Origin of the sequence: Methylacidiphilum kamchatkense Kam1 (genome assembly GCF_007475525.1) — a bacterium.
GTDB lineage: Bacteria > Verrucomicrobiota > Verrucomicrobiia > Methylacidiphilales > Methylacidiphilaceae > Methylacidiphilum > Methylacidiphilum kamchatkense.
The window spans coordinates 1,244,985-1,267,463 of record NZ_CP037899.1 but is presented as its reverse complement, the minus strand read 5'-3'; the positions used below and the strand labels follow the sequence as shown (position 1 = coordinate 1,267,463).

Annotated in this window: 25 protein-coding genes and 1 pseudogene; 19 read left to right on the top strand and 7 right to left on the bottom strand. The window is 42.6% G+C overall.

The window, feature by feature from the left end:
- Positions 1 to 9: 9 nt before the first annotated feature.
- From kam1_RS05985 to kam1_RS05975, 3 genes are all read left to right on the top strand, one after another.
- Positions 10 to 867 carry a PDZ domain-containing protein gene (locus kam1_RS05985; RefSeq protein ID WP_039720747.1) on the top strand — a complete coding sequence of 286 codons (858 nt, stop codon included), beginning with the start codon at positions 10 to 12 and terminating at the stop codon, positions 865 to 867.
- Positions 868 to 1,047: 180 nt separating this feature from the next.
- On the top strand, positions 1,048 to 1,794 hold the full coding sequence (locus kam1_RS05980) for a hypothetical protein (protein ID WP_039720748.1): 747 nt from the start codon (positions 1,048 to 1,050) through the stop codon (positions 1,792 to 1,794).
- A gap of 56 nt (positions 1,795 to 1,850) precedes the next feature.
- On the top strand, positions 1,851 to 2,099 hold the full coding sequence (locus kam1_RS05975; RefSeq protein ID WP_039720749.1) for a hypothetical protein: 249 nt from the start codon (positions 1,851 to 1,853) through the stop codon (positions 2,097 to 2,099).
- Positions 2,100 to 2,130: 31 nt separating this feature from the next.
- Here the strand turns inward: kam1_RS05975 and kam1_RS11255 are convergent.
- The 3 genes and pseudogenes from kam1_RS11255 to ispE all read right to left on the bottom strand — a co-directional run bounded on the left by kam1_RS11255 (position 2,131) and on the right by ispE (position 4,988).
- Positions 2,131 to 2,819, bottom strand: a pseudogene (locus kam1_RS11255) (radical SAM protein).
- Between the two features lie 60 nt (positions 2,820 to 2,879).
- Positions 2,880 to 4,064 carry an NAD(P)/FAD-dependent oxidoreductase gene (locus kam1_RS05965; RefSeq protein ID WP_052250402.1) on the bottom strand — a complete coding sequence of 395 codons (1,185 nt, stop codon included), beginning with the start codon at positions 4,062 to 4,064 and terminating at the stop codon, positions 2,880 to 2,882.
- A 63-nt stretch (positions 4,065 to 4,127) separates the two neighbouring features.
- Complete coding sequence (gene ispE / locus kam1_RS05960) at positions 4,128 to 4,988, bottom strand: 4-(cytidine 5'-diphospho)-2-C-methyl-D-erythritol kinase (RefSeq protein ID WP_143958311.1); 861 nt, start codon at positions 4,986 to 4,988, stop codon at positions 4,128 to 4,130.
- Between ispE and pyrF the strand changes: the two genes are divergently transcribed.
- The 13 genes from pyrF (at position 4,987) to kam1_RS05895 (ending at position 16,515) form a co-directional block, all read left to right on the top strand.
- Positions 4,987 to 5,682, top strand: a complete 696-nt coding sequence (pyrF, locus tag kam1_RS05955; RefSeq protein ID WP_039720752.1) for an orotidine-5'-phosphate decarboxylase — start codon at positions 4,987 to 4,989, stop codon at positions 5,680 to 5,682. The genes ispE and pyrF overlap by 2 nt on opposite strands.
- Before the next feature lie 109 nt (positions 5,683 to 5,791).
- Complete coding sequence (locus kam1_RS05950; protein WP_235276745.1) at positions 5,792 to 7,438, top strand: AAA family ATPase; 1,647 nt, start codon at positions 5,792 to 5,794, stop codon at positions 7,436 to 7,438.
- A gap of 22 nt (positions 7,439 to 7,460) precedes the next feature.
- Positions 7,461 to 9,008 (top strand): proteasome accessory factor PafA2 family protein, encoded by a 1,548-nt coding sequence (locus kam1_RS05945; RefSeq protein WP_039720754.1) that lies wholly within the window; start codon positions 7,461 to 7,463, stop codon positions 9,006 to 9,008.
- A 16-nt stretch (positions 9,009 to 9,024) separates the two neighbouring features.
- Positions 9,025 to 9,234 (top strand): ubiquitin-like protein UBact, encoded by a 210-nt coding sequence (locus kam1_RS05940; protein ID WP_235277785.1) that lies wholly within the window; start codon positions 9,025 to 9,027, stop codon positions 9,232 to 9,234.
- Positions 9,231 to 10,067 (top strand): proteasome subunit alpha, encoded by an 837-nt coding sequence (locus kam1_RS05935; RefSeq protein WP_039722262.1) that lies wholly within the window; start codon positions 9,231 to 9,233, stop codon positions 10,065 to 10,067. The genes kam1_RS05940 and kam1_RS05935 overlap by 4 nt, the downstream gene beginning before the upstream one ends.
- Before the next feature lie 163 nt (positions 10,068 to 10,230).
- Complete coding sequence (locus kam1_RS05930; RefSeq protein WP_039722263.1) at positions 10,231 to 10,998, top strand: proteasome subunit alpha; 768 nt, start codon at positions 10,231 to 10,233, stop codon at positions 10,996 to 10,998.
- A 41-nt stretch (positions 10,999 to 11,039) separates the two neighbouring features.
- Positions 11,040 to 12,431, top strand: a complete 1,392-nt coding sequence (locus kam1_RS05925; protein WP_143958310.1) for a proteasome accessory factor PafA2 family protein — start codon at positions 11,040 to 11,042, stop codon at positions 12,429 to 12,431.
- Between the two features lie 7 nt (positions 12,432 to 12,438).
- On the top strand, positions 12,439 to 13,752 hold the full coding sequence (gene ffh / locus kam1_RS05920) for a signal recognition particle protein (RefSeq protein WP_039722264.1): 1,314 nt from the start codon (positions 12,439 to 12,441) through the stop codon (positions 13,750 to 13,752).
- Positions 13,753 to 13,859: 107 nt separating this feature from the next.
- Entirely contained in the window at positions 13,860 to 14,117 is a 258-nt protein-coding gene (gene rpsP, locus kam1_RS05915) for a 30S ribosomal protein S16 (protein WP_039722265.1), read from the top strand.
- A gap of 99 nt (positions 14,118 to 14,216) precedes the next feature.
- The gene (trmD, locus tag kam1_RS05910) at positions 14,217 to 14,924 is read left to right on the top strand and encodes a tRNA (guanosine(37)-N1)-methyltransferase TrmD (RefSeq protein ID WP_039722266.1); all 708 of its coding nucleotides are present in this window, start codon (positions 14,217 to 14,219) and stop codon (positions 14,922 to 14,924) included.
- On the top strand, positions 14,911 to 15,255 hold the full coding sequence (rplS, locus tag kam1_RS05905; protein ID WP_039722267.1) for a 50S ribosomal protein L19: 345 nt from the start codon (positions 14,911 to 14,913) through the stop codon (positions 15,253 to 15,255). Before trmD ends, rplS begins: the two co-directional genes overlap by 14 nt.
- 31 nt (positions 15,256 to 15,286) lie before the next feature.
- On the top strand, positions 15,287 to 15,934 hold the full coding sequence (locus kam1_RS05900) for a ribonuclease HII (RefSeq protein WP_244945982.1): 648 nt from the start codon (positions 15,287 to 15,289) through the stop codon (positions 15,932 to 15,934).
- Between the two features lie 140 nt (positions 15,935 to 16,074).
- The gene (locus kam1_RS05895; protein ID WP_052250579.1) at positions 16,075 to 16,515 is read left to right on the top strand and encodes a YraN family protein; all 441 of its coding nucleotides are present in this window, start codon (positions 16,075 to 16,077) and stop codon (positions 16,513 to 16,515) included.
- A 282-nt stretch (positions 16,516 to 16,797) separates the two neighbouring features.
- Here kam1_RS05895 and kam1_RS05890 read toward each other — a convergent pair whose 3' ends face one another.
- The 4 genes from kam1_RS05890 to rplU form a co-directional block, all read right to left on the bottom strand.
- Positions 16,798 to 17,148 carry a TMEM14 family protein gene (locus kam1_RS05890; RefSeq protein ID WP_039722269.1) on the bottom strand — a complete coding sequence of 117 codons (351 nt, stop codon included), beginning with the start codon at positions 17,146 to 17,148 and terminating at the stop codon, positions 16,798 to 16,800.
- A gap of 19 nt (positions 17,149 to 17,167) precedes the next feature.
- Positions 17,168 to 18,265, bottom strand: coding sequence for a GTPase ObgE (gene obgE, locus kam1_RS05885; RefSeq protein WP_039722270.1), 1,098 nt, complete (start codon positions 18,263 to 18,265; stop codon positions 17,168 to 17,170).
- Between the two features lie 74 nt (positions 18,266 to 18,339).
- Positions 18,340 to 18,597 carry a 50S ribosomal protein L27 gene (gene rpmA, locus kam1_RS05880; protein ID WP_039722271.1) on the bottom strand — a complete coding sequence of 86 codons (258 nt, stop codon included), beginning with the start codon at positions 18,595 to 18,597 and terminating at the stop codon, positions 18,340 to 18,342.
- 24 nt (positions 18,598 to 18,621) lie between these two features.
- Positions 18,622 to 18,954, bottom strand: coding sequence for a 50S ribosomal protein L21 (gene rplU / locus kam1_RS05875; RefSeq protein WP_039722272.1), 333 nt, complete (start codon positions 18,952 to 18,954; stop codon positions 18,622 to 18,624).
- Positions 18,955 to 19,150: 196 nt separating this feature from the next.
- On the opposite strand from rplU, the gene kam1_RS05870 reads away from it, so the two are divergent.
- The 3 genes from kam1_RS05870 (at position 19,151) to kam1_RS05860 (ending at position 22,475) form a co-directional block, all read left to right on the top strand.
- Positions 19,151 to 20,494 (top strand): transaldolase family protein, encoded by a 1,344-nt coding sequence (locus kam1_RS05870; protein ID WP_039722273.1) that lies wholly within the window; start codon positions 19,151 to 19,153, stop codon positions 20,492 to 20,494.
- Between the two features lie 73 nt (positions 20,495 to 20,567).
- Positions 20,568 to 22,031 (top strand): form I ribulose bisphosphate carboxylase large subunit, encoded by a 1,464-nt coding sequence (locus tag kam1_RS05865; RefSeq protein WP_039722274.1) that lies wholly within the window; start codon positions 20,568 to 20,570, stop codon positions 22,029 to 22,031.
- 27 nt (positions 22,032 to 22,058) lie between these two features.
- Positions 22,059 to 22,475 carry a ribulose bisphosphate carboxylase small subunit gene (locus kam1_RS05860; RefSeq protein WP_039722275.1) on the top strand — a complete coding sequence of 139 codons (417 nt, stop codon included), beginning with the start codon at positions 22,059 to 22,061 and terminating at the stop codon, positions 22,473 to 22,475.
- Positions 22,476 to 22,479 lie beyond the last annotated feature (4 nt).

Below are 22,479 nucleotides of genomic sequence, written 5' to 3'. Positions count from 1 at the left end.
AGAAGAACGATGAGCTTTTTTTTTAGAGGCTTTCTTCTAAGCCAAAAGAGAATTTCCTACTGCTTCTTTTTTCTTCTCTTTTTAGTCTTTCCTTTTTCTTTAGTTTCCGCTCCACTAAAATTTACGCCTGAGCTAAAGGACTGCCAGCTTTTTATAGAAGATGAAGAAGGGGTGCATCCAAAATACCCCTTCGTGATCAATGCGTATACGATCATTCCTTCAGATGCTCTGCTACGAGTGATTTACGTAAAGCCGCAGATGGATCTTCTCTCCGGTAACCCTCAAACAGCTGAAGGAGAAGGTGGAGAAAAAGGAGGATTAGCTGCAGCCGCTTCTCGGTCCACCCCGGCCTTAGAATCAGAAGGAGCATTCCATACGGATAGTCCGGAAGAAAAAGAAATGAAAATGATCCATCAGACAGTATGGAAGACGGGACTAGCGTTTTGCCAGGCTTTTGATTTTCTTGATGCGGATGATTTAAGAATTATCTTTCAAGAAAAAGACAAAAAGTCTTTTAAGGATGAACCGATTAGCTTTCCAGAAGGCATGATTCTTGCCCAGATCGATTCGAAGGTCTTTGTGGTAGCGCTAGAAGTGGGGGGGAAAGGCTACGAATACGGAATGAAATCTGGGGATCAGATCTTGGCGATCAACGATATAGGGATTAATGGCGGTCTTTCTGATTTTTTGTCTATCTATAGGAAAGAGAAATTTGGGCTTACTGGAGCTAAAAATTCGATCCGTTTTCTTGTGGCTAGACAAGGAGAAAGCAACCCGGTGGTTGTGTCGATACCACTGCCTCCATCGCTCCAAGGAAGTATTTTGGATGAACCTTTTGTGACTGAGCCAGTTAAAAAAAGAAAGTGATATATTTTTTATTTTAAAAAATTAATATTTTTTTTCCTACCAGATAGAACTTTTAAAAATTGCATTATTGACACTCTTAAGAATTCATGGCATAAAATCCGTGCACATTCTAGAAGAGGAGAAAACATGCGAAAAAGAGAACATATCTTTTTGTAATTAAACTTTGGCAGTCATTTTTCCATGTTTATCGGTAGATTTTTATCCGTTGTCGTTTTTGTAGGCGTTGTTGTATCGGCAGTTTTTGGACTTCTTATTGTCAAACAAAAAAATCAGTTCAAGGCTGAGTATGCACGCACCTCCGAAGAGTTGAAAAAAACGAGCGAACAGCTAGAAGAATCGAAAGTCTTGCTAGAGAGGACTTCGAAACATTTAGAGGAGGTAAAGGCTGAACTGGCCCAGGAAAGAGAAAGGGCTCAAAAGCTTGATAACGATCTTAAAGAAACCCAAAGTCAACTAGCCGATCTCCAACAGAAATCGGAGAGCAGTTCTTCGTTAGCCAATCAGCATAAATCCGAATTGGATGCGTTGACAGCTAAGCTTGAAGAAGAAAAGAAAGCCAATCAGGAAGCCTCAGAAAAAATAGAAAACTTAGTCAAGGAAAAACTTGCTTTGGAAGATAGCATAGCTCGGCTGACCAATGAATTAAACAAGTTCAAGCAAGCCTCTCCTGCGGTTGCTCGAGCTGTCTCCATGAGAACTGGTATTCGTGGGAAGGTGGTTTCTGTCAACCGGAACTGGAATTTCGTCGTATTGAATATTGGAGAAAAAGATGGATTAGTTGAAAATGGAGAGCTTGAAGTCTTCCGCAACAAACAATTTCTTGGAAAGATAAAGATTGTCTCGACAGAACCTTCCACAGCTGTTGCTGATATTGTGATGGATTCACTAAAAGGAAACATTCAGCCCGGAGATGATGTTTTAAATTAGAAAAAAAGAAAAAATATTTTTGATTTCTTTATTAAAAAAGACAAAACTGGTTTGCTATGAAAGCGAAAATGTTGAATTTACTTTGGGTCTTGTCCCTTTGTGTGATGATGAGCGTTGTGGGAGGCTGTGCATCCACTTCAAATTCCACTACCCCACAAGCCAGCCAGGATTCTTCTAAATCCAAAAAGAAGAAGAAGCAGAACCAGGAAAATGTTACTTCCATGCCTTGGAATACTCCTCCTTCATGGCAACAAAATGGACAGGCGGGCTCGTATATGGGAGGAATGCCAGGGGCAGGATTCTGAAGAGTTTGAGGGAGGGCTAATCAAGAAGTTATTACACTCCGCGTGCTTCCGGATGCCATATGTATTTATGGATCTGAAGCCCCAGTCTAACATTTAGTCTATCGGCTAAAATCCATTCGGAGAGGATCCTTGGCTCTAGTTCGCCAAAGACAGGAGAAAAAGTGATTGCTCTGACTTTAGTGAGTCGTTCTTTTTCTTCGTTTAGTTTGGTCTTTGCCCATTGGTAATCTTCGTTATTCCCAATGACAAACTTCAGTTCGTCTCTTTCGCCAAGCCAATCGAGATTGGCTAGTAAGTTCTTTTCGCTTTCTCCACTTGATGGGCATTTCAAATCAACGATCCGATGGACCCTTGGGTCTACATGGCGGATGGACAAAGAGCCGCTAGTTTCCAAAAGCACCTGATAGCCTAGATCGCAGAGCAAGCGGAGCAGATGCAGAGTATTTTTTTGAAGGAGTGGTTCTCCCCGGTCACTTCTACAAGTGGAATGTTAAATTTTTGAATCTGATTAATGATAGCCTCGATAGGCAGAAGTTTGCCTTCTGAAAAAGCATACGTTGTGTCGCACCACCGGCACCTCAAATTACATCCGGTTAGTCTTATAAAAGCACAAGGGTAGCCAGCAAAAGTACTTTCTCCCTGAATGCTTAAAAACAGCTCGTTTACCACAAGTTTTAGCTTCAAAACCTCTTCCCTCGGAAGCAACGTAATGCCATCCATCCAGAAAAAAATAAATCCAGAAGCAATTTTAGCAACACAAAAGCCTGTAAGAAAAAGCGACTAATCGAGGGAAATCCTATGAGAAAGCACCTGAGGATCAGCTGCCACCCCTTCGCTTAAAAGGGCTCTTGCTTCGGGCACCTTCCCTGGGATATTCCATAATAGCACCCCCATGAGTTTCGAGGAATCATGATAATAAAGCACCCCCTTGGAACTGTCCGCGTTCCAAAAAGAGATGACAGGAAGGTTCCCATCGGCTATGCCCACACTTTCGTAAGAAAAATTGAAAAAATCAGAATAGAAGGAAGGAATATGCTCATAAACAAGAGGGTTTCCAGCCATGGCTTTGCCGGCACATTCTCCCATTTTTCTTGCATTATCTTCATGTTCTACCCTCAGTCGCTTCCCAAGGGGTGGGCAATAAAAATTCGCCACATCCCCGGCGGCATACACCCCTTCGCAGCTCGTTTGTAGATATTCGTTAACAACAATCCCGTTTTCTACTTTGATGCCCGCCTCCTTGGCTAATTCGACATTGGGGATAATCCCAAGGCCTGCGACAACACAATCAAAGACGAGTTCTTGGCCTGTGGAACTGACAATGATTTCTTTGTCCCCCTCTTTCCTATAGTCTTTAACGGATTGATTAGGGTAGAGGCGCACTCCCTTTTGTTCAAAAAAGGCGTTGAGCCGAAGGGAAAGTTCTAAGGGAAATATCCGGCGGCCTATGCCTTCTTCCAAAAAGATCATGCTGACTTTTTTCCCAAGCTCGCACAAACAGGAAGCAATTTCAGTTCCGATAAATCCACCGCCAATGATCCCAAAATGTTCTGCCCTTTCTGTTATTTCCCTCAGTTTGTAATAATCAGCAAGATTACGGTAATAGATAATGGATTGATCCTTAAAAGGCAGCGTTCTTGGCCTTCCCCCCGTTGCTATAAGAAGCTTTTCAAAACTATAAGTCTTTTCTTTATCCGTATACAGCCTGCGATTGGAAAGATCAAGAGCAAGGGCTGTTTCTCCAAGAAAAAGGTCTGCTTTTTTTGACTCGGTTCGACACCATATCCTTTGGACCGGCCTTCCTTTCCACAACCCCTTGGAAAGAGGAGGGCGGAGATAGGGTGGATATGGCTCCTCAGAGATAATACCGATCGCTTTATTCTCGTCGATGGAACGAATGGCACGAACTGCAGCATCCGCTGTCATCCCCCCGCCAACAATTAGGTATGGATAATGAGCTATCATGGCAATATTGTGAAAAGAAATATAGAAAAGATCAAAACATAATTTTTTCTGCTTAAGAAGAAGCTAGATCGACTCGAGGATTTCAAAAGAACGGATCCAACAACAGGAGCCCAAATAGTTTTTAGCTTCCTGGATGAGCGACTCAAAAAACTGAGGATCTTCTTGGTTAAAAAGGGCAAAGAGAGAGCTACCACTGCCGCTCATCAGGCAAAGTTCTGGATGGAATCTATTGATGAGCCAGCTTTTGAGCGTTCCTAGCCAAAGATATTTTGAAAAGACGACTTGTTCGAGGTCATTGAGGGGTTGATCAATCGTTGCTGGGTCTGGGGGATGCACGGCGCCTTGGTCCAGCAGTTCTCTATATTTCTTATATGCCCAAGGAGTTTGTACCGGAAAGCCTGGATAAAAAAGGATCCCTTTGCGCGGATAATGAATGGTCGCTGGTTGGAGCTTTTCTCCTCGGCCAGTACAAAGAGCTGGTTTTTTTAATAGAAAGAAAGGCACATCACTGCCCAGCTGGGCAGCTAATTGGAAAAGAGTATCAATAGAATCTTTTATTCCAAAGAGTTCTTTTAGGGAGGAAAGGACTGTCGCCGCATCACTGCTACCGCCTCCAAGTCCAGCACCGGGAGGAATCACTTTGGTTAGTTTTATTTTTAAGCCTGATTGTATGGAATAATGAGATAAAAAAAGCAGGGCTGCTTTGAGGGCTAGATTGTTCGCATCTTTAGGAACATCGAAATGGCCGCTAGTCTCCAATACTATGCCATCCTCTGTTCGTTCGATATAGATATTGTCTCCAATAGATATTGGAGCCATGAGGGTTCGGATCTCATGGTAGCCATCCTCTCTTTTTCCAAGAATACGTAGTCCAAGATTGATTTTTGCCGGAGCAAAGCTATTAATATAAGATAAAGTGTCCATGGAATTAAAACCAATTGTTGCTTTGGATTTATCCGATGTGTCCGAGGCTTTGAATTTGGTTCATTTGTTAAGGCCGCTGATCGATTTTTTTAAAGTAGGCAGTCAGCTTTTTATGGCTGGAGGGGCAGATGTTATCAAGAAAATTATTGATAGCGGTGCCGACGTCTTTCTTGATCTAAAATTTCATGATATTCCTAAGACTGTTTTTAGAGCAGTTTCTGAAGCTGTCAAGCTCAAAGTAAAGTTTACAACGGTTCATGTTTTAGGCGGGGAAGAAATGCTCAGGGAAGCGGTTGCGGCAGCTGCTGGAAGTGCCACAGAAGTCATTGGAGTAACTGTGTTGACGAGTGCTGAGCAAAAAACACTAGAAAGAGTTGGCATCGATCGGTCGGTTGAAGAAGAAGTGCGGTTATTGACGAGATTGGCACTGGAGGCTGGGCTCAAAGGCATAGTCTGTTCGGGCAGAGAGCTAGTGACTATTCGAAAAATGGAAAAACAGCCTGATTATATCATAGTGCCTGGGATTCGGTGGGAAAAACTGGCTGGAGATGATCAGAAACGGACCATAGATCCGAAAGAAGCTGCAGCCCTGGGAGCAACACACATTGTAGTCGGTAGATCTATACTGCAAGCTAATGATAAACTAGGGTTGGTGCGAAAATTGCTTAGTGAGCTTAAAAAGGATAAATTATAGGAAGAGCTTAATGAAGAAAAAAATAACTTTTTTGCATGAAAACAAAACCATTGGTATTGTTTGAAACATGGCAAAAAAAGTTAAAGACACTGGAATGAAGGACACCTCTATGACATTCGAAAAACTTGATTCGCTGTCGACCCTCCAAATAGTTGATCTGCTTGGGCAGTCTCTGGTCAATGATGCTTTCAGTAGGGAAGCCTTTTTTTATCTAAGAAAGCGGGTGGGGGATCTAGAAGAGACCTGTGATAAGGCAAGAGAGGCAATTGAGAAGCTAAATGAAGCTGTTGAAAAGCTTTCTTCTCCAGCCAATCGAGTAGGGACGCTTTTGGATCTTCCTAAAAGTGACGTAGGGCTTGTGGCTCAAGGAGGTTCTGAATTCTATTGTCTTATTGATCCGCGTTTAAAAGGGGAAACATTGCTTATTGGCACAAGAGTGCTTTTAAATGAAGCCTATGCTATTGTAGGCGACTTAGGTTTTGATGCTTCAGGACTGATTGTAAAGATTTTAGACGTTTTACCTGACAATCGGTTAAGGATCAGTCATGAAGGCAGTTTTGGTACGTTCATCGTCATTCGCTCTTCCCCACTGATGAAGGAGCGGTTGAAGCCAGGATTAGAAATTCGGTTAGACCCTTCTCATCGAGTGGCAATCGAAGTGGTAAAATCGACCAAGACCTCATCGAAGCTCTTAGAGAGAGTACCAGAATTGCCATGGGAGAAAGTCGGTGGACAGAAGCAGGCGATTGAAGCGATTAAGGATGCTGTGGAGCTTCCTTTCCTCTATGCTGATATTTTTGCCAAGTACAAGCACAATGTGCCTAAAGGATTTTTGTTGTACGGGCCGCCTGGATGCGGAAAGACACTTATTGGCAAAGCTACGGCGTATAATCTAACAAAAAAGCTTCGAGAAAAGACTGGGGAGGAGAAGCGAGAATATTTTATGCATATTAAAGGCCCTGAAATCCTCAACATGTGGGTCGGTGAATCGGAAAGGCAGGTTAGAGAGATTTTTGAACAGGCCAGAGAGCTAGCCAAGGAAGATTATCTTCCTTTTATTTTCATTGATGAAGCCGAATCAATCCTTGGGACTCGAAGAGCGGGAAGATTTAATAGTATACTGAATACCCTCGTTCCGATGTTTTGTGCCGAAATGGATGGGATTGAGTCGATGCGACAGGCAGTTATTATTCTTGCTTCTAACAGGGCTGATCTCATCGATCCGGCAATCTTAAGGCCTGGAAGAATTGACAGGAAGATCAAAGTTAACAGACCAGGGAAAGAAGAAGCAAAGGAAATTTTTAGGATCTATCTTACCGAAGATCTCCCTTATGACACAAGCCTTATGGAAAGGTTTGGAGGAGATCCAAAGAAAGTGATCGATTTTCTTATCGAAAAGGTAGTCGAAGAACAATACGCTCGAACGGATCGCAACCAGTTTTTGGAAGTGACTTTAAGAAGCGGCAAAAAAGAATATCTCTACAGGGGCGATCTGAATAGTGGGGCTATTATTGCTTCCATTGTAGAAAGAGCAAAGGGGATGGCCATAAAAAGAACCATTGTTGATCCTCTTCAGGGAGGGATACGCCTGGAAGATCTGCTTTGTGCCTTGGATGAAGAATACATTGAAAATGATATATTCCCTCCTTCGGATATTACGGAAGATTGGTTGAAGCTCGTGGATTATGATCCACAGAATGTTGTAAAACTATCGCCGATTATGCCTAGAAAAAAGATGGTTTCTGGAGTAGTATAGTAAAAAAAAGAAGTGAAGTTTTATGGAAAAAAAGAGGCTTGTGCCCTGGTCAGTGTATTTTGGGTTAGAAACTGAATTTGGGATTTCTGTTTTAGAGAATGCCGATATTGATGTTGTCGAAGAGTCGATTCATTTAGTCCGTTCTGCCTCTCAGCTTGGCAGTCCAAACCTTTGGGATTATACCAAAGAAGATCCTCATCAAGATGCTAGAGGATTTCGGGCAAGGGAATTGCGGCAGGATGCGGATGAAGCCAACTTTTTTTCTCAAGATCGACAAAGACCCTATAGTTTTGAAGAAATAAAGAGTGATTTTGTCCTGCGCAACGGGGCTAGACTTTATAACGATCATACCCACCCGGAATATTCCACAGCGGAATGTTCGACGCTGATCGAACTGATTGCTCAGGATAAAGCCGGAGAAAGGATATTGGAAGAATGTGCCAAGGCATCCAGTAAAAAAAGACGCCATACCGTTTGCATGTACAAAAACAATACGGATTTTGCTGGTCACAGTTACGGGTGCCATGAAAACTATTTGATCCCCCGTCTCATTCCTTGGGATAGGCTTGTCGAAGGCATGCTTCCCTTTTTGATTACCCGACAGATCTATGCGGGAGCAGGAAAACTTGGATGGGAAAGAGAAGATCATGGGATGCCAGGAGGCTATCAGATCTCACAGCGAGCCGATTTTTTCACGGAGCTTGTCGGGATTGATACAATGAATCGTCGGCCGATCATCAATACTCGGGATGAACCGCATGCCAATCCGAAGCTGTATCGAAGGTTTCATGTGATTCTTGGCGATGCGAATCTTTCAGAATTTTCAACTTGGCTCAAGGTAGGAACTACTGCCTTAGTCTTAGAAGCCTTGCAGTATGAGCGTATCCCTAAAAGATTCTTTTTGGCTGATCCGCTCTATGCACACCGTAGCATCTCGCGTGATCCGAAGTTCCGCTGGGAAATAGAACTAGCGCAGGGAGGGAGGACCACGGCCATTGAACTGCAGAGTGACTACGCAGATTGGGTTGCCCGGTATGTGGATTTAGATCATCCGGAAAAAGAAAAAGTATGGAAGGCATGGAAAGAGACCCTTCAAACTTTGGCAACCAATCCCTATGCGTTGAAAGACCGATTGGATTGGATGGCGAAGTTCTGGCTACTGCAGACATTTCGGGAGGATCAGAACCTTTCTTGGGAAGATCCTTGGCTTCAAAGTCTTGATTTGGAGTATCATCTGGTTGATCGGAGCCGAGGCTTGTTTTACGCTTTGGAGTCTGCAGGGGATATTATCCGATTAACGACTGATGAAGACATTTGTCAGGCTATACAACAGCCTCCTTCCTCGTCTCGGGCCTTTGTTCGAGGCAAATGTATCCAGAGATTTTCAAAAGATCTTATTAACGTCCAATGGGATTATATTGCCTTTCGGTTCAATGGGCAGACCTATAGACTGGATTTAGCCTCTGCTTTTCCAGGAGTGGATCTGGAGGTCTATTGCGAAGTGATCGATAATGCGAAAAGCGTGGGGGACATCGTAAAGAACTTGAATTTGAAGCCCATGGGGAATTGATTAAATTGTACAAACAATGAAAAACAACATGGAGGTAATCATGCTCATGCCTGAGCAAGGACAGAAAAACAAACAGGTTATTCCGGCTCCAGGACCAGGAGGAGGCAGTGGCCCTGGACCACAGGCTCCACAAGTAGAAAAACCGAACACAGAAGAAATTCTTAAGCGTATGCGCAAAGTCGACCCTGACCAAGCGCGCCGCTACAGGCAGAGGACTGGAGAGTGAATCAAAACCCACATCTAAGGTTTTCTTCGCCTGTTGAAGCGGGCAGAGAGGAAAGACTAAAAGGGGATTTTGTGTCGTTACTGAGGGAAAGTGGCATAGTCTTTCCTTTTCCTGCTGCCGCTGAGCTTCCCACAAAACCGACTTCGGAAAGGGTATGGGTAGAATCAACAACAATTTTAGCCTTTTATTATAAAGAAGGAGTGATTGTAGCAGGGGATCGGAGGGCAACGGCGGGCAATCTTGTTATTCATGAACGAGCTGAAAAAGTGATTTCAATTGACCGAAACACGATTTTAGCCATAGCGGGCACGCCCGCAACGGCTTTTGAGATTGCCAGAGTCCTTCAGCATTCCTTTGAGTTTTATCGAAGAAGCCAGCTTCAGCCTCTTAGTGTTGCTGCCAAGGTAAGAATGGTTAGCAAGTTACTGAAGGATAACATGGCTTTATCCTTGCAAGGCATTGGGATTGTGGTGCCGTTGCTTGCCTTGGCAGATCCCTTTGGTAAGGAGGAGCCGACTATTTATTTTTACGATGCTTTGGGAGCTCAGTTTCAGACCGTAGATTTTGCGGCCTCCGGGTCTGGCTCTCCTGCTGTTCGAAGCATTCTGCAGTATATTAACAGATGGAGTGGAAAGCCAAGTATAGAAAGGAATGAGGATGAAGCTATTAGGCTTGCCTTACAGCTATTAGACATTGCTGCCGAGTCGGATACGGCTACTGGGGGAGTCAATCGAAGGAATAGAATCTATCCACAGGTAAAACTATTGAAAAAAAGTGGCGTGGTCGAAGTAGCTGAAGAAAGGCTAGCACAACTGTTTGCTGAAGCCGGATAGCTTCAGCAGTTCCCATTATTCTTTTGCCTTTTTAGCACGGAGCTTCCACTATCTTTTTCCCCATCATTAACTTTTCATCTTTATGCTTTCTTTTGAACATCGACAAGAGAAGGTTTTGTTTTTAATCTATAAAAGCTTTATATAAATAAAAGGAGATAATGTTGTGATAGAGGAGCCTTACAGATGGCTGGAAGCCATTGCGAACAGAAGAGAGTATATTGAAGATCAACTGCAAGCTGCGCTGCCACTAGCTGTTGTTAACGGTGAGCCAGGGATAATCCTTGCGACGAAACGAGCAGGCACTCCTAAAATATATGAGATTTATGATCACTTAGCTATGGGGTGTATAGGCCATCCGGCGGATATGGAAAAGATTAGGCAATCAGCCATTGAGTTGGCTCATCTGGAAGGCTTTACGAGATCTAGAGAAGATGTTTCGGCTCGGCGGATTGTGACCTACAGTCTAGCGGTAGGCCTTAAAAATGCATTTGAGCAGATTTTTTCTGCTCCTTTTCTTTTTAGGTGCTTGTTTGTTGAACTTGGAGAAAAGCTCGAAAAGGACGAAGGATGGATTGTTGACTATGACGGAAGCTACTGGACCAGTTTTGGCAGGGATATGAGCAAGGGACTCTTGATCAGTGGCAAAAAGGAAATAATGGAAAAGTTTCGGACAGAAAGAGAAAGCCTTGGCCCGTTGGAATGGAAGAGCCTTAAAGAAATGGTTCTCTATACTATAAAACTAATATTATGGGCATCTGAGCCGGAATCTTTGAAAAGCACTTTGACAGAGGGATTACGATTGGTTGAAGAAAAGATGGAAGTAACGACGCTTGCAGACTATGAAATTGTGCTTTTGGATAGGAACTATTATGACCGGCAGAGTTTTACGGTTGGCAATGATGCTTTGTTGGGCTTTTCCTCACCCTCATAGGAGGTAGTTTTATAGCTGATAATAAAAAGGATGATTTTTCAATGAAGCGAATCGTAGGCATCGAAACCGAATATGGGTGTCTGTTCAATCATGGGGCTGATCCACTATCAGTTCCAGAACAGGTGAAAGATTATCTTATTTTAGAAAAAAAAATTGGGTTAATTGATATTCATGATAGGGATTACGATGAGCCCGCAGGAAATGGAGGATTTTTGTTCAATGGCGGCAGGCTCTATATTGATATGGGGCATGTGGAGTATTGTACTTCAGAATGCAAAAATCTTGCCGATCTTGTGGCTTCTGATTATGCAGGAGAGCGATTGTTGCAAACGGCATTGGATGAATTGGGGTTGAGTGAGAGCGTTTCTTTTATCAAGAATAACATTGATCATTATACGGGGGCGACGTTTGGTTGCCATGAAAATTATCTCCTTCGGCGTAACGCCCCTTTGACTCAGCAAAACGTGGAATCCCTGTTGGCATTTCTTGCGATCAGAGGACTGATGGTGGGAAGCGGTCGGGTGGGCAGTGTGTTGACTGCAAAAAAATACAATAAGAAGGATGGCAAAACCGTTCCTTTTCAAATCATGCAGCGGGCAGATTACATACAAACCGAAATTTATGAATGGGTTCAATTTAACAGAGCGCTGATCAATGCCCGCGACGAACCCTTGAGCGATCCCTGTAGATTTCGTAGACTTCACCTGCTATTGGGTGATTCCAACATTCTTCCCTTTTCTCAAGCTTTAAAAGTAGGAACCACCTCGCTCGTTTTGGATCTTTTAGAATGCCGAATGCTGCCAAAGATTGCTTTTGCCGATCCCGTAAAAACAATGCAAGCTGTTTCTCATGCAGCGACGGCGGATTGTTTGATTGAATTGGCTGATGGGAGGAAGTGGACGCCTGTGGACGTGCTTTCTGAGTATTATCTTCAGGCTGAAAAACTGGATGAAAAAGATGAAGATGCGCTGTGGGTTTTAAAAGCTTGGAAAGAAGTGCTGGAAGGATTAGCTGGGAATCAAGAAAAACTGATTGGGAAAGTAGACTGGATCACCAAGCGCTTTTTGCTCGAATCTTTTTGTAGGCAAGAAAAGATAGCTTGGGATGATCCCTGGCTTGATAGTTTGGATTTAGAATATCATCAGATCGATAGGAAAAAAAATTTTGTCTGGCTTCTTCCCAATACTAGTTATGAGGATCTTGCTTTACCCGCATGGCCACAGAATAACTATCTTGCAGAACCTCCAAAAAATACGAGAGCCTATGTTCGCAGCCTGCTCATGAGACAGTTGGCTAAAGAAAATGTTTCCTATGTGATCGATTGGGATTATGTTCAAATAGGTAATTCGAAATATTATTCGTTAGATGATCCTTTTATCTGCGTTATGCCAAAGACGACAAAACGACCGTATTTTGATACAATCCATTGGTAGATGATTTATGTTAGAGCTTTTACAGCAAAAACTGCAGTCGCTTTTTAAGAATCTAAGAGGCTATGGAAAACTCAGTGAAGAGAATATTTCTGGAGCCATAAGGGAAATTAGGTTGGCTCTTTTAGCTGCTGATGTTCATTATCAGGTCGTTAGGGATATTTGTGAAGAAGTCAAACAAAAGGCTCTAGGTACAAAAGTCTTGGAAAGCATTCGGCCTGGGGATCAATTCATCAAGATTTTTCATGATGCTCTCATTGAATATCTTGCTTCAGAAAAACAGGGATTATCGACTGAACGGCCTTTAAGAATCTTACTGTGTGGGTTAAACGGGTCTGGAAAAACGACCACAGCCGCTAAACTTGCTTTATGGTGCAAAAAGAACAAGGAAAGGGTAGGGCTTGTGGCAGCGGATCTAACGCGGCCAGCTGCTAGAGAGCAGCTAACCAAGCTTGCTTCGCAGATTGATGTTCCGGTGTATGCTCCAGAAAAAGAGGAAAAAATAGAAGCTTTCCTTTCGAGAGCCCTAGAGCAGACAAAGCAAGATCGGTTATCAGTCGTCATCTATGATACAGCAGGGAGGCTAGATTTAGACGAAGAGCTTCTAAAAGAATTACAGCTTGCCTATTCTGTGGTTCTTCCTCAGGAAGTCCTTCTTGTGATTGATTCGGCAACTGGCCAAAAGGGGGTAGACATCGTCAAGGCTTTCCTTGAAAAAATTCCTGTTTCGGGGTTGATCCTTTCGAAATTTGATGGGGATGCCAGAGGAGGAGCTGCCTTTTCTGTTAAGAAAGTCACAGGACTCTCCGTTTTGTTTTTAGGGACGGGAGAAAAGGTTGAGGCTTTTGAGCCATTCCGGGCGGAACGATTGGTCGATCGGCTCTTTGGATTTGGAGATATTGTTTCTTTTGTTGAGAAAGTGGAAGCCCAGATAAAAGAAGAGTCGCTTGCTGAAATCGAAAAGAAAATACGTTCCAAGCAATTCGGATTAGACGACTTTCTTGTCCAAATGCGAATGCTTAAAAAGCTAGGACCATTGGACCAACTTTTGTCTTATCTGCCTGGATTCCCAGGGAAGGGACAGATTGAGATCGATGACAAAAAACTCAAAAGGATTGAAGCCATTGTCCTTTCCATGACGCCTGAAGAAAGAAAAAATCCTGACATAATCAATGGCAAAAGAAAATTAAGAATAGCTAAAGGCAGTGGGACTACTGTCCCGGAGATCAATGAGTTTTTAAGACGATTTGATTCTGTCCGAAAACTAATCAAAAAGTTTTCTGCTTCTAAAGAAGGCTTCAAGTTTCCTTTTTTTAAAAACTAAAGCTTGTTTTTTATCTTTCCATTTATATAGTTTATTTTTTCTTTAGATTGAAGATTTGGTACGAATAAATAGAGTTTTTATCAATACTTTCATAAGGAACGATAGCTATGGCTGTAGTAATTAGATTACGTCGGGAAGGAAAGAAAGGTAGGCCCGTTTATAGAATTGTTGTAGCAGAAAAGAGGTGGCCTGCTAATGGCAAGTATTTAGAAGAAGTTGGATTTTATAATCCAATGGCTGAGGGGCCAGATTTTTGCAAACTTAAGATGGAGCGAGTGGAATATTGGCTTCAGAAGGGGGCAAAGCCAACAGAAACTGTCAATCATCTTATAAAGAAAGCATCAAAGAACGTCGCCGTTCATTGAATGAGATTTGAAACTGGGGATATTTTGTAGATAAAATAAATCGATCCGTACATAGAGAAATAAACAAACGAGAAAAGATCCATTCTTTTCTCTGGTAAAGTGAGAATTGATGTAATCACCCTGTGTCCTAAAATCGTTGAGGCTGCTTCAGGAGAAGGAATTCTAAAACAAGCTATCAAAAAAGGGTTGTTGCGTCTTTTTATCCATCAGTTGAGAGATTATGCAAAGGACAAGCATAGGACGGTAGACGATAGGCCCTATGGAGGGGGTCCTGGAATGGTCTTGAAATGTGAGCCAATATTTGATGCTATGGAAGCCATAGGATATGATAAGGAAAAAGATACGGTTGTATTTCCTTCTCCGTCCGGCTTGCCGTTTAGCCAAAAATTGGCTGCTAGCTTAGCGAGCAAACAACGGTTGATTTTTATTTGCGGACAGTATGAAGGGGTGGATCAGCGGGTGATAGATCAGCTTGTAGACTTAGAGATTTGTATTGGGGACTATATACTTAGTAATGGAACGATTGCCACCCTTGTTATTATAGATAGTGTGGTGAGGTTGATCCCAGGGGTTTTAGGCAACGAAAATTCGGTTCTTGACGAATCTTTTAAAGATATGTTACTTGAAGCTCCCCAGTATACCCGGCCTAGAAAATTTAGGGATTGGGAGGTTCCAGAGGTGCTTCTGTCGGGAAACCACAAAGCAATTAGTACATGGAGAAAACGGCTAGCGGAAGAAAAAACTGAAAAATTTCGAAAAGATCTGTGGGAAGCTAAGAAAAAGGAGACTCAATATGAATCTGATTGAAAAAATTGAATCAACTCAGCTAAGAAAAGACATCCCTTTCTTTTCTCGGGGGGATTTTGTTACGGTGATGACCAAGGTCGTGGAAGGAGAAAAGGAAAGAATCCAATCTTTTTCTGGCATTGTCATTAGTCGGAAAGGCAGGGGAATTAATGAGTCTTTTATTGTCAGAAAAATTAGTTATGGAGAAGGGATTGAGCGGAATTTTAAATTGCATTCTCCTGCTATCGAAAAGATCATTGTTGAAAAGAAGGCACCTAAGGTAAGAAGGGCAAGACTCTATTATTTACGGAAACAAAAGGGCAAAGAAGCGATGCTTGGGATGAAAAAATAACATAGGGGAATAAGGGGAAAAAGGTCGTTCGTTGACTCTGTATGGCTCCCTCGATCTGACTTTTGAAAAGAACCTCGCTAGGGATGGGTATAGGCTTATAGCAGGAATTGATGAAGTTGGCAGGGGTGCTTTGGCTGGACCAATCGTTGCAGCGGCTGTGATTTTACCACTGGAGCTGCCTTTCCATCAATCTTTGAAAGATTCCAAAAGCGTAGGAGAGAAACAGAGAGAATTGGTTGTTCGGTGGCTGATCAAAGAAATTGAAATAAAGTATGGGCTTGGTTTTTCCTCGGTCGAAGAGATAGAAAAATGCAATGTTCATAAGGCAAGCTTGTTGGCCATGAGAAGAGCGGTTTGTTGCCTTGATGTCGAGCCTGATCTTCTGCTAATAGATGGAATATGGAATTTGCCAGGGATTGAAATTACCTCCATTCCCATTGCTCAAGGAGATGCTAAAGTAGCATCTATTGCTGCCGCATCGCTCGTTGCTAAAGTAAGCCGGGACCTGTGGATGACAAAGCTTGGATCTCTCTATAGAACTTACGGATGGGATAAAAACAAGGGATATGGTACTCCTTCTCATTTTGAGGCAATAAAAGCAAACGGATTTAGCCCTTTTCACAGAAAATCTTTTTTTAGGAAAAGAGAATTCTTCGGTCAATATGAGGGTTATTTGTAAGAAAGAGGAGCTTTTTAGGCCCTCATCCAATGCTTTTGTCAGGTAGCCTGGAAATTAGAAGCGTCGTTATATTTAGAAATAACTCATCAAATTCAAACGAGCATCGGCCTACTATTTAATACTAAGGACTGATTGTATCCATGGGAAGGATCTTTTTGCTGCCTCTGCTTGGGCTACTTCCCTTAAAGCAAGATCCTCTGAATGCTCAGCTTTGGGTGGAAAAACGAGCCGCAAAACTGGCAGCAAGTTTTCTTCGAAAAATAGGATTTGTTATCCTTCTAAGAAATATAACGATTGAAGGATACAAACTTGATCTTGTATGCCGAGAGAAGCAAAGCCTCGTGTTTGTAGTGGTGAAAAGCGGTTATGCGGCCACATGCGAAGAATGGCAGATGCGGATAGATCAGAAGGAAAAAAGCCGGCTGATTGCTGCTGCCTATGGCTATTTGAGGCTTTTAAAGAAAGCTTCTGTACCTTTTCGTTTTGATACGGTTGAAATTTTATTCTTAGAAAAGAGTTTTCCAAAGATCATGCATACTCGGAACGTTTTTGGAAGAGAAATTTATGCTAAGGAACTATAAATAAATCGTAGGAAGAACATCACTTTCACCAGCCTTCTGAATAGGGGCATTAGTTTCGCATTGCAAAGCCTGTTAAAGCGGCAAAAAAAGAAGATGTTCCACTCTATTTTTGGCTTCCGGAGCTAGGGCTAGAATAGTAAGAAAAGAAACTAGCCTTGGCTCTTCATGCTTCTTAACAAAAGAATCTCATTGAAATGATAGAGGCTGCTACGGATGGCACTGCTTTCCTATTCCAATCTAATCAATCCTTAACTTCCGTCTCTAAGATGAAAAAAACCTTTTTTATTTTTGGGCTAAGTATAGGTAACCGAGTGTTAACAGAGACAAGAAGAGCATTATGGAAAGAAGAGAAGCAGCAAAGAGTTTGTTTTTGTTTCCAGCTTGTACCAATTTCCAAGTTATGGCTGCTCTCCACAATAACATAAGGCTAAAGAGGATAATAAGGATAAAAGAAAGAGGTAAGACGAAAGGCAGTTTAGAAAAGTAGCCAAGGAGTATGGAAAGAACGCCCATGCCTCCACCGCTGAAAAGAGAGGTTTTAGCTTTTTGGGGATTAGACAAATAGCCTACGAACCCAAGAATGAGGAGGATGATTCCATAAAGGATTAAACCGGTGGAAATTCTTTCTGTCATATTTTAATGAGCAACCGCATTATTGTAAGTTAGAAAGTTCGATTTTTGAAGAAGGAAATGATGTTCTTACTACTAAGACCATTTCTCGACATTGTTCTAGGAACTGATGGATCCCGCTTCCTTCACGAGCGGAGAGGAGCAATAATGGATAGCCCGTTTTTTGTTCAAACTCATAGGCTAGTTGTTTGGCGGTGCCAATTGGCAGGAGATCTATCTTGTTTCCCACGACAATAAAAGGCTTTTCTAATAGTTTTTTATTATATTTTTCAATTTCTTCCTGCAGCATATAGAATACAGATATTGGGTCTATCATCGGATCAGCAAGATCAAGCACATAGACGAGGATACGGGATCTTTCTACGTGTCTAAGAAAGTAAAATCCAAGTCCCTTTCCTAAATGCGCTCCTTGGATGAGTCCTGGTATATCGGCAAAGGAAATTCTTAAACCATCCTCATAACTAACGATGCCTACATGAGGTCTGATGGTAGTAAACGGATAAGGCGCTATTTTTGGTTTTGCACTCGAAATCTTAGAAAGTAACGTCGATTTGCCTGCATTAGGCATTCCCAAAAACCCGACATCCGCAATAGTTTTTAGTTCCAGGAGAAACTGTCCTGATTCTCCTTCCTCTCCTTCTTCCGCATAGCGTGGAGCTTGATTGATAGGACTTCGAAACTGAAAATTACCTCTTCCGCCTCTTCCCCCTTTGCAAAGGATAAAACGCATTCCAGGTTCCAACAGTTCGACCATTTTATCCATCGGTTCTCCGGGTTTGGGAATAGGCAATAGGTCTGTGGAGGAATGGAGCAGTTGGGCTGCTGGCAGCCGGTAAACGACCACTCCAGGGGGGATCTCTAGCTCGAGGTTTTTCCCATCCCTCCCCTTTCTTTTTTTACCTTTGCCTGCTTGCCCGTCTTCTGCAAACTGGTGTGGGGAAAAAAAGAATGGAGTCAGATCCGTAACCTGTGGGTTAACTTTTAAGATGACATCGCCTCCTTTCCCGCCATCCCCTCCATCGGGCCCTCCGTGAGGACGAAAAGCTTCTCGACAAAAGCTAACGCAACCATTACCTCCTTTTCCCGCTTTGGCTAAAATACGCACGTAATCTGTAAACATTTTTATTCTATTAATGAGGTTTTATAATAACTATAGCAAAAAAGAGAGGAAAAAGAAGGTGGGAAGGGATAGGATCAAGAGAGTTCCGTCAGAGGTCTGACGTGCACCACTCTTCTTTGTCCGTCCCAAAAAACCTTCCCATCAACCAGGGAATAGAGAGTAAAATCTCTTCCCATGCCAACGTTTTTTCCTGGATGAAATTTTGTTCCTCGCTGTCGTAAAAGAATATGGCCAGCTTTGACAATTTCTCCGCTGTATTCTTTTATGCCTAGTCTTTTACTATGACTATCTCTACCGTTTCTTGTACTGCCTTGACCTTTTTTGTGAGCCATAAAGACCTCTCCCGGTGTAAAAGGTTACTGATTTTCAGCTGGATAATGGATCTTCTTAACTTTGACAAGTAAAAGTTTTTGTCTGTGACCCACGGTTCGGTGGTAGCCTTTTCTGCGACGGAATTTAAAGGCCACAACCTTAGGTGCCTTTATTTCAGAGATACATTCTAGTTCAACCGAGGCACCAGGAACAAAGGAAGTACCGACATGCCTCTTTTCCCCATCCTCTATGTAGAGAACTTCCTCTATTTTAATCGTATTCTCTTGGGTAGGTCGCTGACGAGGCAATTCGATTGGGAACTGTTCGCCTTCACTAACCCAGTATTGCTTTCCCCCTGTTTGTATGATTGCTTTCATAGGTCCAAATTAAAGAATCTAACTAAAATGGAAGATTGTTAAAAATGCAAATGAAAATTTATATAATATCTCTTCGAAATCTATAAAGAAAATTAAAAATATTTACTTTTCTAGTCGCTCTGTCTGGGTATCTTCTTTTAAGGGTGTTTCCTAACCCACTTCTATACCGTTTACTTATCCCTGGAAAAGGAAAACTATGAAAACAAAAAATATTACGGATTACCTTACACCTTTAGAAAATACGGCTCTTGAAATTATTGAACGGGTACGAGGTAAAAATAGATTGAAAAAAGCAGTCAAGTATCGTTCGCATCCATTATTGCAGGCACTCAAAAGAGTGGGCACCACCCATATTTATGTGGATACCGCTGATTTTAAAGAACTTTCAGATCTTATCGTTTATTCTGAAGACCAAGACCAGTTTGTTTATAATAAAGAAATCGATGGCAATACCACCAATCAGCCGCTGGTAGCAAAGATCTTCGATAGCTTTGCTAGAGAAGGTTCACAGGAAAGTCTCGAAGTATGGGTAAAAGAGCTAAAAAAGGCTACTCCTTCCTTAAGTTTTTCTAAAGCTGCTAGCATTCTGTATACCATCATTAATGGAAGAATAGGCATAGAAACCACCGAGAGATATGGAGTGGATAGGAGATGGGAAATCAGCCTTGAATTGCATACGGGGCTAGCTGCAAGCATGGAGGAATCCTTTAGAGCAGGATGGTGTCTGCATGCTAGCAATCCCAATTGTTTTGTCAAAGTTCCTTTTACACCGCACCTCCCCCACTGTTTTGTGATTGCTAGGGAGCTAGAAAAAGCGGGTATTGCTGTTAATTTTACGGCAACTTTTTCGGCAAGGCAAGTTGTTGCGGCCGCTCTACTGGCAAATCCACATCGCAGTAACGTCTTTATTGGTCGGCTCAGTCAAGGGCTAGAGTCCGCATTATTAGGAGAGCATGTGGTATTGGAGGCTCAAAGACAGCTTCGAAAAATAAGGAGTGCCTATGGGCTACAAACTTTAAACATTGTGGCTAGTATGCGCCGGTGGCAAACTTTTCCCCTCACAGCAGGCTGTGATGTCTATACTGCCCCATACAAAGCGCTCAAAGATTTCTTAGAACAAAAGGAAGTGCTTCCCGAAAATATCATTTCTCAGGAGCATAAGAGCTATCTGGAAGAGCTCCATTTAAAAGATGAGGTATTGAATACAGTTGGCAGAAAACAGATTGAGCGTCTTTTTGTGGTTGAGCCGCAGTTTATTGAATTTCTTCTAGAGTTACGAAAGACTCCTGAATTTGAGACGATCGATGGAGAAGGATTACAGAAAAAATTTGATCAAGCTGGATTTGGGGATTTCTTTTATGCACCGAGCGCCCTAGAGTGGAAAGAGTTGAGAAAATCGAAACTGCCAGATTTAAATTCAACGTTGACAAAGAATATCGCAATGGATACGCTCTATAGCCTTTTAGCTTTTGGTGATTTTTCCAACTTTCAGGAAAAAATGGATGCGGATACTATTCAAAAGATAGAAAAATCTTTTTAAATCATCTTTTTGGATTTTTCTTTTTGGTAATTTATTCTTAAAATATAAAAGAAACAAAAAAAAGGAGTAAGAAATGACAGTTGCAGGTGATGGAAAAGCTGGAGCAAAAAAGAACAGGTGGTCTGCTGGGGTAACTCCCTATGCGGAGATGGGCTATTATAACGCTGACTACGTACCAAAGGATACGGATATTTTAGCAGCATTTCGGTTTGTGCCTCAAGAAGGAGTAGAACCCATAGAAGCAGGGGCTGCTGTGGCTGGGGAATCTTCCACAGCAACCTGGACAGTAGTATGGACAGATAGGTTGACCGCCTATGAACATTACCAAGGCAAATGTTACCGCGTAGAAAAAGTCCCTGGAACAAACCAATATATAGCTTTTATTGCATATGATCTGGACTTGTTTGAAGAAGGTTCAATAGCCAACATGTCCTCGTCCATCATCGGCAATGTCTTTGGCTTTAAAGCTCTAAAATCTTTAAGATTAGAAGACTTACGGATTCCACCTCATTATACAAAGACCTTTCATGGACCTCCCCATGGGATCATGATGGAAAGAGAGTATCTCAACAAATATGGTAGGCCACTGCTTGGAGCCACTGTAAAACCCAAACTGGGGTTATCTGCCAAGAATTATGGAAGGGTAGTCTATGAAGCGCTGAGGGGAGGACTCGATTTTACTAAGGATGATGAAAACATCAATAGTCAACCATTTATGCGGTGGAGAGACCGGTGGCTTTTCTGTATGGAAGCTGTGAATAAGGCTATGGCAGATACTGGGGAAATTAAAGGCCACTATTTAAATGTGACAGCGGCTACCATGGAAGAAATGTATGAAAGGGCTGAGTTTGCCAAGGAGCTTGGCAGTGTGATTATCATGGTAGACTTAACAGCTGGATTTACAGCGATCCAATCGATGGCTAGGTGGTGTCGAAAAAATGGGGTCTTACTGCATCTTCATCGTGCTGGGCACAGTACCTATACCAGACAGAAAACCCACGGAGTGAATTTCAGAGTAATCGCTAAGTGGATGCGGCTGGCAGGAGTGGATCATATCCATGCAGGCACGGTAGTGGGGAAGCTCGAGGGAGATCTTCATTCGGTGCAAGGCTATTATAAAACATTAAGGACACAGTACACAGAAGCCGACCCGATGCTTGGTCTTTATTTTGAACAGGATTGGGCTTCCATGCCTGCGGTCATGCCGGTGGCATCTGGTGGCATCCATGCCGGTCAGATGCATCTACTCTTATCGTATCTGGGTGAAGACACCATCCTGCAGTTTGGAGGGGGGACGATTGGACATCCAGATGGGATTGCTGCAGGGGCAACAGCTAACCGCGTAGCCGTTGAGGTTATGGTGCAAGCAAGAAACGAAGGCAAGGACATCCTTAGGGAAGGGCCAGAAATTCTTGAAAAGGCCTGTCGGTGGAGCCCAGCGCTAGCGAAGGCTATTGAAACATGGAAGGATATCAGCTTTGAATTTGAATCGACTGATGTGCCTGATGCGGTGGTGATGCCGACTGTAGAGGTTTAAAAACTTAATAACTAAAGGATAACGATTATGAGAATTACCCAAGGTACCTTTTCTTATCTGCCTGACTTGACTGATGAAGAAATAGCTGCTCAGGTTCAATATATTATAGACCAGGGATGGTCGGTCATGATTGAATATACCGACGATCCTCATCCGCGGAATACTTATTGGGATATGTGGGGACTGCCTCTGTTTGATATCAAAGATCCGGCGGCGGTCATGGAGGAGTTAAATAATTGCCGAAAGGCTTTTCCAAACCATTATATTAAGATTAGTGGTTATAACAGGCAGCAGGGCTATCAAACGACCATGATCAGCTTTATTTGCAACCGGCCGAAAGAAGAGCCTGGTTTTGCACTACAAAGAACGGAATGGGAAGATAGGCAGCAGAAGTACCAGATTAAGCCCTATGCGTTGGATAAGCCAAAGGGTCAACGGTACTAAACCT

Coding starts and splice junctions, on each gene's coding strand:
- kam1_RS05985 (WP_039720747.1), top strand. CDS start 10: ATGAGCTTTTTTTTTAGAGGCTTTCTTCTAAGCCAAAAGAGAATTTCC.
- kam1_RS05980 (WP_039720748.1), top strand. CDS start 1,048: ATGTTTATCGGTAGATTTTTATCCGTTGTCGTTTTTGTAGGCGTTGTT.
- kam1_RS05975 (WP_039720749.1), top strand. CDS start 1,851: ATGAAAGCGAAAATGTTGAATTTACTTTGGGTCTTGTCCCTTTGTGTG.
- kam1_RS05965 (WP_052250402.1), bottom strand. CDS start 4,064: ATGATAGCTCATTATCCATACCTAATTGTTGGCGGGGGGATGACAGCG.
- pyrF (WP_039720752.1), top strand. CDS start 4,987: ATGGAATTAAAACCAATTGTTGCTTTGGATTTATCCGATGTGTCCGAG.
- ispE (WP_143958311.1), bottom strand. CDS start 4,988: ATGGACACTTTATCTTATATTAATAGCTTTGCTCCGGCAAAAATCAAT.
- kam1_RS05950 (WP_235276745.1), top strand. CDS start 5,792: ATGACATTCGAAAAACTTGATTCGCTGTCGACCCTCCAAATAGTTGAT.
- kam1_RS05945 (WP_039720754.1), top strand. CDS start 7,461: ATGGAAAAAAAGAGGCTTGTGCCCTGGTCAGTGTATTTTGGGTTAGAA.
- kam1_RS05940 (WP_235277785.1), top strand. CDS start 9,025: ATGAAAAACAACATGGAGGTAATCATGCTCATGCCTGAGCAAGGACAG.
- kam1_RS05925 (WP_143958310.1), top strand. CDS start 11,040: ATGAAGCGAATCGTAGGCATCGAAACCGAATATGGGTGTCTGTTCAAT.
- ffh (WP_039722264.1), top strand. CDS start 12,439: ATGTTAGAGCTTTTACAGCAAAAACTGCAGTCGCTTTTTAAGAATCTA.
- rpsP (WP_039722265.1), top strand. CDS start 13,860: ATGGCTGTAGTAATTAGATTACGTCGGGAAGGAAAGAAAGGTAGGCCC.
- rplS (WP_039722267.1), top strand. CDS start 14,911: ATGAATCTGATTGAAAAAATTGAATCAACTCAGCTAAGAAAAGACATC.
- kam1_RS05895 (WP_052250579.1), top strand. CDS start 16,075: ATGGGAAGGATCTTTTTGCTGCCTCTGCTTGGGCTACTTCCCTTAAAG.
- kam1_RS05890 (WP_039722269.1), bottom strand. CDS start 17,148: ATGACAGAAAGAATTTCCACCGGTTTAATCCTTTATGGAATCATCCTC.
- obgE (WP_039722270.1), bottom strand. CDS start 18,265: ATGTTTACAGATTACGTGCGTATTTTAGCCAAAGCGGGAAAAGGAGGT.
- rpmA (WP_039722271.1), bottom strand. CDS start 18,597: ATGGCTCACAAAAAAGGTCAAGGCAGTACAAGAAACGGTAGAGATAGT.
- rplU (WP_039722272.1), bottom strand. CDS start 18,954: ATGAAAGCAATCATACAAACAGGGGGAAAGCAATACTGGGTTAGTGAA.
- kam1_RS05870 (WP_039722273.1), top strand. CDS start 19,151: ATGAAAACAAAAAATATTACGGATTACCTTACACCTTTAGAAAATACG.
- kam1_RS05865 (WP_039722274.1), top strand. CDS start 20,568: ATGACAGTTGCAGGTGATGGAAAAGCTGGAGCAAAAAAGAACAGGTGG.
- kam1_RS05860 (WP_039722275.1), top strand. CDS start 22,059: ATGAGAATTACCCAAGGTACCTTTTCTTATCTGCCTGACTTGACTGAT.